This window comes from Streptomyces asoensis, from assembly GCF_013085465.1.
GTDB lineage: Bacteria > Actinomycetota > Actinomycetes > Streptomycetales > Streptomycetaceae > Streptomyces > Streptomyces cacaoi_A.
The window spans coordinates 6,657,368-6,669,322 of sequence record NZ_CP049838.1 but is presented as its reverse complement, the minus strand read 5'-3'; the positions used below and the strand labels follow the sequence as shown (position 1 = coordinate 6,669,322).

At 69.6% G+C, this 11,955-nt stretch carries 14 protein-coding genes; 8 read left to right on the top strand and 6 right to left on the bottom strand.

Going from position 1 to position 11,955, the window contains the following annotated elements; genetic code table 11:
* Positions 1-55 precede the first annotated feature (55 nt).
* The 3 genes from G9272_RS29990 to G9272_RS29980 all read left to right on the top strand — a co-directional run bounded on the left by G9272_RS29990 (position 56) and on the right by G9272_RS29980 (position 2,558).
* Positions 56-235, top strand: coding sequence for a DUF6104 family protein (locus G9272_RS29990; protein ID WP_003992906.1), 180 nt, complete (start codon positions 56-58; stop codon positions 233-235).
* 177 nt (positions 236-412) lie between these two features.
* Positions 413-1,408, top strand: coding sequence for a DUF4097 family beta strand repeat-containing protein (locus G9272_RS29985; RefSeq protein ID WP_171399408.1), 996 nt, complete (start codon positions 413-415; stop codon positions 1,406-1,408).
* Between the two features lies 1 nt (position 1,409).
* A complete protein-coding gene (locus tag G9272_RS29980; RefSeq protein WP_171399407.1) occupies positions 1,410-2,558 on the top strand; it encodes a PadR family transcriptional regulator in 1,149 nt (382 codons plus the stop codon).
* 78 nt (positions 2,559-2,636) lie between these two features.
* Here G9272_RS29980 and G9272_RS29975 read toward each other — a convergent pair whose 3' ends face one another.
* The 4 genes from G9272_RS29975 to G9272_RS29960 all read right to left on the bottom strand — a co-directional run bounded on the left by G9272_RS29975 (position 2,637) and on the right by G9272_RS29960 (position 6,101).
* Entirely contained in the window at positions 2,637-3,236 is a 600-nt protein-coding gene (locus G9272_RS29975; protein ID WP_171399406.1) for a Clp protease N-terminal domain-containing protein, read from the bottom strand.
* Positions 3,236-3,445, bottom strand: coding sequence for a helix-turn-helix domain-containing protein (locus G9272_RS29970; RefSeq protein ID WP_016437953.1), 210 nt, complete (start codon positions 3,443-3,445; stop codon positions 3,236-3,238). Before G9272_RS29970 ends, G9272_RS29975 begins: the two co-directional genes overlap by 1 nt.
* Positions 3,446-3,591: 146 nt before the next feature.
* Positions 3,592-4,557 (bottom strand): zinc-binding dehydrogenase, encoded by a 966-nt coding sequence (locus G9272_RS29965; protein ID WP_171399405.1) that lies wholly within the window; start codon positions 4,555-4,557, stop codon positions 3,592-3,594.
* A gap of 314 nt (positions 4,558-4,871) precedes the next feature.
* Positions 4,872-6,101 (bottom strand): NAD(P)-dependent malic enzyme, encoded by a 1,230-nt coding sequence (locus G9272_RS29960; RefSeq protein WP_171399404.1) that lies wholly within the window; start codon positions 6,099-6,101, stop codon positions 4,872-4,874.
* Between the two features lie 610 nt (positions 6,102-6,711).
* Between G9272_RS29960 and G9272_RS29955 the strand changes: the two genes are divergently transcribed.
* The 3 genes from G9272_RS29955 to G9272_RS29945 are packed head-to-tail and all read left to right on the top strand — an operon-like array spanning position 6,712 to position 9,443.
* Positions 6,712-7,674, top strand: coding sequence for an ABC transporter substrate-binding protein (locus G9272_RS29955; protein WP_020130736.1), 963 nt, complete (start codon positions 6,712-6,714; stop codon positions 7,672-7,674).
* Positions 7,675-7,713: 39 nt separating this feature from the next.
* Positions 7,714-8,685, top strand: a complete 972-nt coding sequence (locus tag G9272_RS29950; RefSeq protein WP_171399403.1) for an amino acid ABC transporter permease — start codon at positions 7,714-7,716, stop codon at positions 8,683-8,685.
* Positions 8,682-9,443, top strand: coding sequence for an amino acid ABC transporter ATP-binding protein (locus tag G9272_RS29945; protein WP_301272153.1), 762 nt, complete (start codon positions 8,682-8,684; stop codon positions 9,441-9,443). The genes G9272_RS29950 and G9272_RS29945 overlap by 4 nt, the downstream gene beginning before the upstream one ends.
* Before the next feature lie 108 nt (positions 9,444-9,551).
* Here G9272_RS29945 and G9272_RS29940 read toward each other — a convergent pair whose 3' ends face one another.
* Positions 9,552-10,334: a class I SAM-dependent methyltransferase gene (locus tag G9272_RS29940; protein ID WP_171399402.1), complete on the bottom strand. Its 783-nt coding sequence runs from the start codon at positions 10,332-10,334 to the stop codon at positions 9,552-9,554.
* Positions 10,335-10,434: 100 nt separating this feature from the next.
* On the opposite strand from G9272_RS29940, the gene G9272_RS29935 reads away from it, so the two are divergent.
* Complete coding sequence (locus G9272_RS29935) at positions 10,435-11,064, top strand: CGNR zinc finger domain-containing protein (protein ID WP_171399401.1); 630 nt, start codon at positions 10,435-10,437, stop codon at positions 11,062-11,064.
* On the opposite strand, the gene sodX is transcribed toward G9272_RS29935, so the two are convergent.
* The gene (sodX, locus tag G9272_RS29930; protein ID WP_171402233.1) at positions 10,968-11,402 is read right to left on the bottom strand and encodes a nickel-type superoxide dismutase maturation protease; all 435 of its coding nucleotides are present in this window, start codon (positions 11,400-11,402) and stop codon (positions 10,968-10,970) included. The genes G9272_RS29935 and sodX overlap by 97 nt on opposite strands.
* Positions 11,403-11,547: 145 nt before the next feature.
* Between sodX and sodN the strand changes: the two genes are divergently transcribed.
* The gene (gene sodN / locus G9272_RS29925) at positions 11,548-11,943 is read left to right on the top strand and encodes a superoxide dismutase, Ni (RefSeq protein WP_020130742.1); all 396 of its coding nucleotides are present in this window, start codon (positions 11,548-11,550) and stop codon (positions 11,941-11,943) included.
* Positions 11,944-11,955 lie beyond the last annotated feature (12 nt).

Below are 11,955 nucleotides of genomic sequence, written 5' to 3'. Positions count from 1 at the left end.
TCCTTCCCCCGAGGGGGGATCCCTATCCCTGCTACCGACCCACGGAGCACGATCCATGTACTTCACCGATCGCGGAATCGAGGAACTCGAGAAGCGGCGCGGCGAGGAGGAGGTCACCTTCGAGTGGCTCGCCGAGCAGCTGCGGACGTTCGTCGACCTGAATCCGGACTTCGAGGTGCCGGTGGAGCGGCTGGCGACCTGGCTGGCACGGCTGGACGACGAGGACGACGAGTAGGCCGTTCGCGGCGGTTCGCAGCGGTTCACGTGGAGGGGCGCCCTGGGGGCGCCCCTTTTGCGTGCGCCGAAGTGGTCACCGGAACGGGTGTCTTGACTTTCATCGTCCGCGATATATCGTGTTTTACGTGAGACGCGATATGGCGTGTCGTGTCGCCGCGTGGAGGAGGTCCGCACCATGTCCGAGTGGTCCGTCGCCGAGCCGAGGAAGCTCTCTTTCGACGAGCCCGTGAGCGAACTGCGCGTGCGCATCGTCGACGGCACCGTGAACATCGTGGGCACCGACGAGGGTCCCGCCCGCCTGGAGATCTCACGGATCGAGGGACCACCCCTGGTGGTGAGCCATCGCGACGGGAACCTGACGGTGGCGTACGAGGACCTGCCCTGGAAGGGCTTCCTCAAGTGGCTCGACCGCAAGGGCTGGCGGCGCAGCGCCGTGGTCTCGCTGGCCGTGCCGGCCGGCACCCGCGTGGAGGTGGGGGTGGTCAGCGCCGGGGCAGTGGTCTCCGGCATCGAAGGCCGAGCCGAGGTGAAGGGGGTCAACGGGGACACGACCCTGGTGGGGCTCGCGGGCCCGGTGCGCACCGACACCGTCTCCGGGAGCGTGGAGGCCCAGGCCCTCACCGGCGACCTGCACTTCAACTCCGTGTCCGGCGACCTGACCGTGGTCGAGGCGGGCTCCTCCGTGAAGGCCGACTCCGTGAGCGGGTCGATGATCGTCGACCTCGATCCGACCAGCCGCCCCACGACCATCGACCTGACCAGCGTCTCGGGCGAGATCGCCATCCGGCTGCCCCATCCGGCGGACGCGCGGGTGGAGGCGAACACCGCGAGCGGCTCGGTCTCCAACGCCTTCGAGGATCTCCGGGTCAGCGGCCAGTGGGGCGCCAAGCGCATCACCGGCCGCCTGGGCGCGGGCAACGGCAGCTTGAAGGCGACGACGATCTCCGGCTCGATCGCCCTGCTGCGGAGGCCCCCGACGGAAGACGCGCCGGATGACATACCGGACGACGCGTGGCACGACGAGCGAGAGGCGAAACCGGCGGCCGGTCCGGAGGGTGAAGCGCGCTCAGGCCGGCCCGTCGACTCGGGGGACAATGCCGTTTCCGGCCCGGGCGGCGAGAGCTCCTCCGGCGACCCGGCCGACAGCACGACCGACAAGAAGGTGCTCTGACATGCCTCCCGTCTTCGCCCACGGCCGTCTCCGTCTCTATCTGCTGAAGCTGCTGGACGAAGCGCCGCGCCACGGCTACGAGGTGATCCGCCTCCTCGAAGAACGCTTCCAGGGGCTCTACGCGCCGTCGGCGGGCACGGTCTACCCCCGGCTGGCCAAGCTGGAGGCCGAGGGGCTGGTCACCCACACCACCGAGGGCGGCCGCAAGGTCTACGCCATCACCGACGCGGGCCGGGCCGAACTGGCGGACCGCAGCGGCGAACTGGTCGACCTGGAGCTGGAGATCCGCGAGTCGGTCGCCGAGCTGGCCGCCGAGATCCGGGCCGACGTACGCGGCGCGGCCGGCGATCTGCGGCGCGAGATGCGGGCGGCGGCCACCGAGGCCCGGCAGGGCGCCGGGGCGGGCTCCACGGAGCACGGCGAACAGGGTGGGTACGGGGAGTACGGCGACAAGGAGTCGTGGCACGCCGCCAAGGAGGAGATGCGCCGCGTCAAGCAGGAGTGGAAGGAGCAGGCGCGCCGGGCCAAGGACGAGAGCCGCCGCGCCCGCGAGGAGGCCCAGCGGGCCCGCCGCCAGGCCAAGGAGGCGCAGGAGCGGGCCCGTACCCAGGCCCAGGAAGAGGTGCAGCGCATCGCCCGCCGGGTCCAGGAACAGGTCCAGGACCACTTCACCCGGGGCGACTGGCCGACCGGCGTCCGCGAGGGCCTGACGGAACTCGCCAAGGAGTTCGGGGACTTCGGCAGGGAGTACGGCAGGGACTTCGGCTTCGGCCGCGCCGGCACGACGGGCTCGACGACGACGGGCTCGACGACGACCACGCGTCCGGAGGACTCGCGCACCGCGGAGAAAGGCCGCACCGAGGAGCCCCCCACCGCGGAGGAGCCCCCCACCTCGGAGGAATCCCGCACCGCCGAATACTCCCGCACCCCGGAGGACTTCCCCGCCGAGTACGAACCGGCCTGGGCCCACGAGGACACCGGTGGCGACCCGGCCCGCGATCTGGACCGCCTGCTCGACCGCTTCCGGGACGACATCCGTGACGCGGCCCGCGACCACGGCGTCACCGGCGACCAACTCCGCGAGGCGCGCCGCCACCTGTCCACGGCGGCGGCACACATCGGGGTGATCCTGCGAGCGCCGAAACCCTGACGCCCCGGCCGAGCTGGCAGACAGTCAGTCAGACGGACCGGCAGACGGACCGGCGGATCGGCCGACCGGCAGGCCCGCTCAGCCTGCCTTGGCCTCGGTCGCGGTCCCGGGCTCGCCTCCTCGGCTGTCGCCGTACAGCACCCGGGCGAGGGACGCGTGGGTGACGCCGTGGTCGGCGAGGATCTCCGAGGGGACGCCACGGCGGGTGGTGAGGGCGAGCAGCAGATGCTCGTCGCCGATGTGCCGTTCGCCCCGGGCGACGGCGACGCGCAGGGTGCCGGTGAGCAGGTCCTTGGCGCCGCGGCTGAACATCCGCCGCCCGGACCGCCCGCCGAAGAGGCTGCCCCGGCCGGCGGCGGCCAGTGCTCCTTCGCCGTGTGTCTCCTCGACCCGGGACACGATCTCCGACAGGTCGATGCCCAGCCCGGACAGGGCGTCCGCGTCGGCCCGGGAGAGTCCGCCGCGGCGACGCGTCTCGTCCAGGTCCCGCACCAGCCCCACCCGCCCACCGGGCGGCAGACCGAGCGAGGCCAGCGCGAAGGAACCACGGCTGCCCTCACGGTCGAGCAGGGACAGCAGTACGTGTGTCTCCTCGACCCGCGACGCCCCCTCCCGCTCGGCGTGTCCCACCGCGCCCTCGACCACGGCACGGGCGTCCTTCGTGAACCGCTCGAACATCAATGCCTCCCGTACTTCTTGTGCACGGCCTGCCTGCTGACTCCGAGCTCCGCGGCGATCTCCTGCCACGACCAGCCCTGGTTGCGCGCACTGCGCACCTGCACCGCCTCCAACTGCTCCAGCAGCCGGCGCAGTGCGGCGACGGCGCGCAGCCCGACCCGTGGATCGCGGTCTCCTGCGCGCTCGGCGAGATCCGTTGCTTCGGTCATGACGTCAACTTACGTTGACACGTAAGTCATGTCAACCATGGTTGACATGAACGACACGCGGAAGGCGGGCCCGGAACCCCGGACCCGCCTGACAGCGGTAGCGCCCGCCCGACAGCCGTAGCGCGAGACTCGGCCGCGGCGAGGACTCAGCCGTTGGTGAGCACGATCTTGCCGAACTGGTCGCCGGACGCGAGCCGTTCGAAGCCCTCGCGGGCCCGGTCGAGCGGCAGCACCTCGTCGATGACGGGGCGGACGCCGGTGGCGGCACAGAAGGAGAGCAGGTCCTCCAGTTCGTCCTTGGTGCCCATGGTGGAGCCGACGACCTTCAGCTCCAGGAAGAAGATCCGGGTCAGCTCGGCGTGCGAGGGCGCGTCACCGCTGGTGGCGCCGGAAATGACGAGCGTGCCGCCGGGCCGCAGGGACTTCACCGAGTGCGACCAGGTGGCCGCGCCGACGGTCTCGATGACGGCGTCCACCCGCTGCGGCAGCCGCGCACCGGGCTCCACCGCCTCGACGGCACCGAGCTCCAGGGCCCGCTTCCGCTTGGCCTCGTCCCTGCTGGTGGCGAAGACCCGCAGTCCGGCCGCCCGGCCCAGCACGATGGCCGCCGTGGCGACACCGCCGCCGGCGCCCTGGACGAGGACGGAGTCACCGGGCCGTACACCCGCGTTGGTGAAGAGCATGCGGTACGCCGTCAGCCAGGCCGTGGGCAGACAGGCGGCCTCCTCGAAGGAGAGCTCCTTGGGCTTCGGCAGGATGTTCCAGGTCGGCACGGAGACCTGCTCGGCGAAGGTGCCCTGGTACCTCTCGGTGAGGATGGAACGAGGCTCGTCGGGCCCGACGCCGTGCCCGGTCTGGCCGATGACGGAGTGCAGGACGACCTCGTTGCCGTCCTCGTCGACCCCGGCGGCGTCGCAGCCGAGGATCATCGGCAGCCGGCCCTCGGGGAGTCCGACGCCCCGGAGCGACCAGAGATCGTGATGGTTGAGGGAGGCGGCCCTGACATGGACGGTGCTCCAGCCCTGCCGGGCCTCGGGGGCGGGGCGCTCCCCCAACTCCAGGCCGGAAAGCGGCTGGTCGCGGTCGATTCGGGCGGCGTAGACGGCGAACATGCAGCCGACGATAGGGTCCGCCGGCGCCAAGCGAAACCGGACGACACTGTGAGACATACCCTCTTGCGCATCCCGCCCCACGGCCCAGATCGGGCACGGTCAGGGACTTCCGGCCCGCCCGGACGGCGCCGCTCAAGCACCGGTCAGGTACTTCCAGCCCGTCCGGCGTTTGAGGACGAGGCCCGTTCAGGGCCGAAGCGGGGGTGCGGGGCGGCAGCCCCCGGGGACGGCGCCCTCGTCATCACCCGATCGGGCGGGTGGGTGGGCAAAAAAAGATGGCCCCGCCGAAACCGACGGGGCCACCCACGCACATGTCAGCGACGCGCAACCCCTTCGGCCCGAGCAGCCGCGGCGACCGCCGCAGTCACCGCAGGAGCAACCCGCTCGTCGAACGGCGACGGAATCACGTAGTCCGCCGCGAGATCCTCACCGACGACCCCCGCCAACGCCTCGGCCGCCGCGATCTTCATACCCTCGGTGATCCGCGACGCCCGCACCTGGAGCGCCCCCGCGAAGATCCCCGGGAACGCCAGCACGTTGTTGATCTGGTTCGGGAAGTCCGACCGCCCGGTCGCGACGACGGCCGCGTACTTGTGGGCGACGTCCGGATGCACCTCGGGCGTCGGGTTGGCCATGGCGAAGACGAACGCGCCCTTCGCCATCGAGGCCACCGCCTCCTCCGCGACCGTACCGCCGGAGACGCCGATGAAGACGTCGGCGCCGGCCAGCGCCTGCTCCAGCGACCCGCTCAGCCCGGCCTTGTTGGTGAACCCGGCCAGCTCGCGCTTGACGTCGGTGAGGTCCTCGCGGTCCGCCGAGACGATGCCCTTGCGGTCGGCGACCGCGACGTCCCCGATGCCGGCCTCCACCAGCATCTTGGCGATGGCGACACCGGCCGCGCCGGCGCCCGAGATGACCGCGCGCAGCTCACCGATGCCCCGGCCGCTCAGCCGCGCGGCGTTACGCAGCGCCGCCAGCGTCACGATCGCCGTGCCGTGCTGGTCGTCGTGGAAGACCGGGATGTCGAGCGCGTCCTGGAGCCTGCGCTCGATCTCGAAGCAGCGCGGCGCCGAGATGTCCTCCAGGTTCACACCGCCGAACGAGGGCGCGAGGCGCACCACCGTCTCGATGATCTCGTCCACGTCCGTGCAGGCGAGCGCGATCGGAACCGCGTCCACACCGCCGAACTGCTTGAACAGAATCGCCTTGCCTTCCATGACCGGAAGGGAGGCCTCCGGGCCGATGTCCCCGAGCCCGAGCACGGCCGTGCCGTCGGTCACGACGGCGACGACGGACGACTTCCAGGTGTAGTCGTTCACCAGCTCCGGACGCTCCGCGATCGCGGTGCACACCCGCGCGACGCCGGGCGTGTAGGCGAGGGACAGGTCGTCCTTGTCGCGAACCGGGACGGTGGCCTGCACGGCCATCTTTCCGCCGCGGTGCAGCGCGAACACCGGGTCGAACGAGTCGAGGGGCTCCGCACCGCCCTCCTGGCCCGTTCGGTCGGCGCTCTCGCTGCGAGGATTGACGATCTCCGCTGCCACTGTGTCTTACCCCTTAGGTCTGCATGGTTTGAGGGTGGCCACTCCTGATTGAGAAGTGGGCGGGCATCGCGCTGGCCCCAGAGGTGATGCGTACGGGCGCCTGCGCGTCGGGCGCGCCGCACACGCGCCCTGAGCCCCGGATGAGGGGTGTAAAAATCCTTCTTACCGGACGGAGACCACAGCCGACGAGTCCATTCCGTGCAAGGTCACATGGCTCACTCTGTGGACCTTGGACAGAGGTCACCTTGAGTGACATGACTCATGCGCGAAGTCTCGCCAAGCTCCCGAGAACCCTTGACACGGACTCAAGTCGACGAACAGGGCGCACGCCGAGCGACCACACCATGAGATCAACCGAAGATCTTTCGGCCGGAACGGGGGATTCCCGCAGATGGTCCGGCTCCGCCCGGTCGTGATGTACCGGACTGATGCGGTTCGGGGGTCGCCCGTTATCCGATTTTGACATGGCTGGCCCCCTGAATGGCGTAGTCCGAATGGCAAGATGCCGTAATCACACGAGGTCGCGACACCCGAAGGTGTGTGTTCTCGTCGACCCATCGGCATTTGTCGACCCATCGGCATCTCCATCCATCCGCCGGAGGAATCCACCATGACCGCAAGCTCCACCCGACGCACGACCGCCGCGCGCACCCGCCTGGCAGCGGTCGGATCCCTCGCGGTCGCGGGCGCCTTGCTGCTCACCGCCTGCGGCGACCAGACCGAGGGCGGCAGCAGCTCCTCCGAGTCGTCGAGCGGCTCCGACAAGGCTCCCCTCTTCTCGAAGCTCCCGGCCGACATCCAGAAGGCCGGTGTCATCAAGGTCGGCACCAACGCCGAGTACGCCCCGATGGAGTCCGTCGAGGGCGGCAAGATCGTGGGTGTCGACCCCGACATCGCCGCCGCGCTCGGCAAGCAGCTCGGCGTCGACTTCCAGTTCACCTCGGGCGGCTTCGACACCCTGATCACCGCGGTCAACACCGGCCGCTACGACGTCGCCATGTCGTCGATCACGGACAACAAGCAGCGCCAGGAAGGCCTGGACGACAGCGGCAAGAAGCTCGGCACGGGTGTCGACTTCGTCGACTACTTCACCGCCGGCACGGCCATCTACGTCCAGAAGGGCAACCCCAAGGGCATCAAGACCATCGACGACCTCTGTGGTCAGACGGTCGCCGTGCAGCGGGGCACCACCTACGAAGAGGCCCTCCAGGCGCAGTCCAAGACGTGCACGGAGGGCGGCAAGAAGGCCCTCAAGATCGAGTCCTTCGAGAACGACACCGAGGCCCAGACCCGCGTGAAGTCCGGCGGCGCCGTGGCCGGCGTCAACGACTACCCGGTGGCCGTGGACATGGCCCGCAAGGCGGGCAACGGCAACACCTTCGAGGTCCTCGACAAGCAGTACGAGGCCGCTCCGTTCGGCATCGTCGTCAACAAGAAGAACACCCAGCTGCGTGACGCCCTGAAGGAGGCCGTCGACGCGATCATCAAGGACGGCTCCTACCAGAAGGTGCTGGAGAAGTGGGGCGCCGAGAGCGGCGCGATCAAGGCCTCCGCGATCAACGGCGGCAAGTGATCCACCCGCACCTCTTGAAGTCTTCGAAGGGCAGTCCCCATGACTGACAAGCTCGACAAGTCCTCCGCGGGCGGCGCACCACCCGAGGACACCCCGCCGGTGGCCAAGGAGTCGGCGTTCTCCGGCCCGCCGGAGGCCATCAAGGCCATCCCGGTGCGCCACTACGGCCGCTGGGTCAGCGCCGTGATCGTCATCGCGCTCCTGGCGCTGCTGGTCAACGCCTTCGCGAACGGCGACATCCAGTGGGACACCGTCGGCGACCAGCTGTTCAACTCGACCGTCATCGCCGGCGCCGGACGCACCCTGCTGATCAGCGTCCTGTCCATGGTGCTGGGCGTGGTCCTGGGCGTTCTGCTGGCCGTGATGCGGCTGTCGAAGAACCCGGTGACCAGCACGGTCGCCTGGCTGTACATCTGGTTCTTCCGCGGCACCCCGGTGTATGTACAGCTGCTGATGTGGTTCAACCTCGCGCTGATCTTCCCCGTCCTGAACCTCGGTCCGATCTACAAGGACGAGATGACGGACGTCATGACGCCGTTCATGTGCGCCCTGCTCGGACTCGGTCTGAACGAGGCCGCGTACATGGCGGAGATCTGCCGGGCCGGCCTGCTGGCCGTGGACGAGGGACAGACCGAGGCCTCGCACGCGCTCGGCATGAGCCACGCCAAGACGCTGCGCCGGATCGTCATCCCGCAGGCGATGCGGGTGATCGTGCCGCCGACCGGCAACGAGTTCATCAACATGCTGAAGACCTCGTCGCTGGTGTACGTGGTGACGTACAACGAACTGCTCCGCTCGACCTCGGTGATCGGCTCCTCGTCGTTCGCCGTGATGGAGCTGCTGTTCGTCGCCTCCATCTGGTACCTGGTCATGACCAGCATCTTCAGCGTCTTCCAGTACTACCTGGAGCGGTACTACGCCCGCGGTTCGAGCCGCAGCCTCCCGCCCACGGTCTTCCAGAAGATCCGGGCGAACCTGCTCTCGATCGGCCGCGAAAGGAGTGCGTCATGACCGCGATGGTGAAGGCCGAGGGCGTTCACAAGTCCTTCGGCGCGGTCGAGGTCCTCAAGGGCATCGACCTGGAGGTCAAGAACGGCGAGGTGTTCTGCCTCATCGGCCCCTCCGGCTCCGGCAAGTCGACCTTCCTCAGGTGCATCAACCACCTGGAGAAGATCAACGCCGGGCGGCTGTACGTCGACGGCGAGCTGGTCGGCTACCGCCAGAAGGGCGACAAGCTGTACGAGCTCAAGGACAGCGAGGTCGCGCTGAAGCGCCGGGACATCGGCATGGTGTTCCAGCGGTTCAACCTGTTCCCGCACATGACGGCCGCGGACAACGTCATCGAGGCCCCGGTGCAGGTCAAGGGCATCAGCAAGGCCAAGGCGAAAGAGCGTGCGAAGGAGCTTCTGGACCGCGTCGGCCTCGCCGACAAGGCCGGGACCTACCCCTCGCAGCTCTCCGGCGGCCAGCAGCAGCGCGTCGCCATCGCCCGGGCCCTGGCGATGGACCCGAAGCTGATGCTGTTCGACGAGCCGACCTCGGCGCTCGACCCGGAGCTGGTCGGTGACGTCCTCGACGTCATGCGCGACCTGGCCGAGTCCGGCATGACGATGGTCGTCGTCACCCACGAGATGGGCTTCGCCCGCGAGGTCGGCGACAGCCTGGTCTTCATGGACGGCGGAGTGGTCGTGGAGTCGGGCAACCCGCGCGACGTCCTGACCAACCCGCAGCACGAGCGGACGCAGGCGTTCCTGTCCAAGGTGCTGTAGCGACACGGTGAACGAGAAGGGGCGGTACGGGAATCCCGTACCGCCCCTTTCCGCCGTTCGGGACGTGTCAGCGCCGACCGCCTGGTTTCGGCCGGTACGAAGGCGCGGTCACTTCAACGCCAGCAACAGGGTGTCGGAGGGTGACGCCCACACGGGCCGGGCCTCGCTGAAGCCCTGTTCGAGCAGCACGCGAGCATGCCAGGAGGCGGCGGGCATGTCGCCGTCGGCGTGCTCGCCGTAGATCTCGAAGCGGCGGGCGGTCGGCCCGGCGAGGACGGGGTCCTTGGCGGCGAACTGCCACCACTCGGCCCAGTCGAGCACCCCGTCGGCCCTGGCCTGATCCATGCGGGCGTGGCGCTGTGCGCGCTCCGCCGCGTTGATCCGGGGCGTCGTGTCGTCGATCATGTGGTCCGCGTTCATGAAGACACCACCGTCGCGGACGAGTTCCGCGACCTGACCGTAGAGGGCAGCGAGGGGTTCGCTGTGCAGCCAGTGCAGGGCCGTGGCGGTCAGGACGGCGTCGTACGCGTCGTACGGCAGCCGGGCCGGCCAGTCCGGGTCCTTGAGGTCCGCCGTCACGAAGGTGACGCGGTCGTCGCCGTCGAAGGTGCCCTCGGCGATGGCGAGGAGCGCCGGGTCGAGGTCGACGCCGGTGCTGGTCGCGCCGGGGAGACGGGCGAGCAGTCGGGCGGTGATCGTGCCGGTGCCGCAGGCGAGGTCGAGGACGCGCGGGGCGGGCCCGACGAGCCCCTCGACCATGTCGAGCATGATCCGGAAACGTTCCTCGCGGTCGGGCATGTACCACTCCTGCTGGCGGTCCCAGCTCCGCTGCCAGGCAGCCCAGTCGGCACCGGCCGTGACACCGTTCGTGGTCGTCTGCGCGTCCGTCATCGAACCCCTCCGCCGCATTCGTCGCGTAATACCCTGGAAGCACGAACGGCCGTTACCCCGCCCGCATCCCGACCATAGAGCGCCACCGTAAGGACTACAAGTGGAACTGGCCTATTACTCGGATTACGCCGTGCGCCTCGTCAACAGCGAGGAACCGGCCCGGGGCAAGGACGCGCTGACCTCGGTCGAGGCAGTCCGCGCCCTCTTCGGCGGCAACCAGTCGGCGGGCCGTCGGGCCACCGACGCGGACGTCACCCGGTTCCGCTCGGTCCGGGCCCGCCTGCGCGCGGTCTTCGAGGCGGCCGACGGCGGCGACGAGACCCTCGCGGTGGACCTGCTGAACTCGCTCCTCCTGGAGTTCCCGGTGAGCCCGCAGATCTCCGGCCACGACTTCCGCGACGACGACGGCCGCCCGCTGTGGCACATGCACCTGGCCGACCACCCGTCGAACGCGACGGCGGGCTACGCGGCCATCGCGGCCATGGGTCTGGCGTTCCACCTCACCGAGTACGGCGTCGACCGCCTGGGCCTGTGCGAGGCGGTCCCCTGCCGCAACGCCTACCTCGACACCTCGACCAACCGCTCCCGGCGCTACTGCTCCGACCGCTGCGCCACCCGCGCCAACGTGGCCGCCTACCGCGCCCGCAAGCGCCTGGAGGCGGACCGGACGGCCAGCACCGGCCTGGCCGCCGACAGCGCCCAGCGCACCACCGCAAGCGGCGAGCGCTGACCGGGCTTCAGCGGGCGGTAGCGCAGCCGCACCTTGCCCAGGATCAGCTCGTCGGGCACGGTCCCGTAGTCGGTGCTGTCGCCGCCGGCGTAGGTGTTGTCCCCGCGGACCCACCAGCCGCCCTCGCGGCGCTCCGTGGCCCGCTTGACGACGAGCAGGTCCTGCTGGAACGGATGCCGCAGCACGATCACGTCACCGGCCCGGACCCGGGCGCCGTACTGCACCACCAGCCGGTCCCCCTGGTACAGCGTGGGCACCATGGACGGGCCGGTCACCTCGGCCAGTCCGAAGAGCGCGGCCGCCCTCGCGCGCTCGGTCTCCTGCGACAGCTCCGGCATCGCCGGCACCTCCCCGGTCTGTTCCTCCACCAGTCTCAGTCTGACCCCGGACTTTTGTCCTAAGCCCAAGGGGGCACTCGCGAAAACACGTCTTGCAGGGAGTAATGTCCCACCTGAGAAGACGATCACGAGGAAGGAACGCTCCATGCTTTCCCGCCTGTTTGCCCCCAAGGTCAAGGTCAGCGCACACTGCGACCTGCCCTGCGGTGTGTACGACCCGGCCCAGGCCCGCATCGAGGCGGAGTCGGTGAAGGCCGTCCAGGAAAAGATGGCCGCCAACGACGACCCGCACTTCCAGGCGCGCGCCACCGTCATCAAGGAGCAGCGTGCCGAGCTCGCGAAGCACCACGTCTCCGTGCTGTGGAGCGACTACTTCAAGCCCCCGCACTTCGAGAAGTACCCCCAGCTGCACCAGCTGGTCAACGACACCCTGAAGGCCCTGTCGGCCGCCAAGGCCTCGACGGACCCGAAGACCGGCGAGAAGGCCCTGGAGCTCATCGCCGAGATCGACAAGATCTTCTGGGAGACCAAGAAGGCCTGATCAAGGCCTGAT

Bases quoted from the DNA above. Each gene is read 5' to 3' on its own strand.
- G9272_RS29945 (WP_301272153.1), top strand. From the start codon at position 8,682: ATGACCGCGATGGTGAAGGCCGAGGGCGTTCACAAGTCCTTCGGCGCG.
- G9272_RS29950 (WP_171399403.1), top strand. From the start codon at position 7,714: ATGACTGACAAGCTCGACAAGTCCTCCGCGGGCGGCGCACCACCCGAG.
- G9272_RS29955 (WP_020130736.1), top strand. From the start codon at position 6,712: ATGACCGCAAGCTCCACCCGACGCACGACCGCCGCGCGCACCCGCCTG.
- sodN (WP_020130742.1), top strand. From the start codon at position 11,548: ATGCTTTCCCGCCTGTTTGCCCCCAAGGTCAAGGTCAGCGCACACTGC.
- G9272_RS29990 (WP_003992906.1), top strand. From the start codon at position 56: ATGTACTTCACCGATCGCGGAATCGAGGAACTCGAGAAGCGGCGCGGC.
- G9272_RS29970 (WP_016437953.1), bottom strand. From the start codon at position 3,445: ATGACCGAAGCAACGGATCTCGCCGAGCGCGCAGGAGACCGCGATCCA.
- G9272_RS29985 (WP_171399408.1), top strand. From the start codon at position 413: ATGTCCGAGTGGTCCGTCGCCGAGCCGAGGAAGCTCTCTTTCGACGAG.
- G9272_RS29975 (WP_171399406.1), bottom strand. From the start codon at position 3,236: ATGTTCGAGCGGTTCACGAAGGACGCCCGTGCCGTGGTCGAGGGCGCG.
- sodX (WP_171402233.1), bottom strand. From the start codon at position 11,402: ATGCCGGAGCTGTCGCAGGAGACCGAGCGCGCGAGGGCGGCCGCGCTC.
- G9272_RS29940 (WP_171399402.1), bottom strand. From the start codon at position 10,334: ATGACGGACGCGCAGACGACCACGAACGGTGTCACGGCCGGTGCCGAC.
- G9272_RS29965 (WP_171399405.1), bottom strand. From the start codon at position 4,557: ATGTTCGCCGTCTACGCCGCCCGAATCGACCGCGACCAGCCGCTTTCC.
- G9272_RS29980 (WP_171399407.1), top strand. From the start codon at position 1,410: ATGCCTCCCGTCTTCGCCCACGGCCGTCTCCGTCTCTATCTGCTGAAG.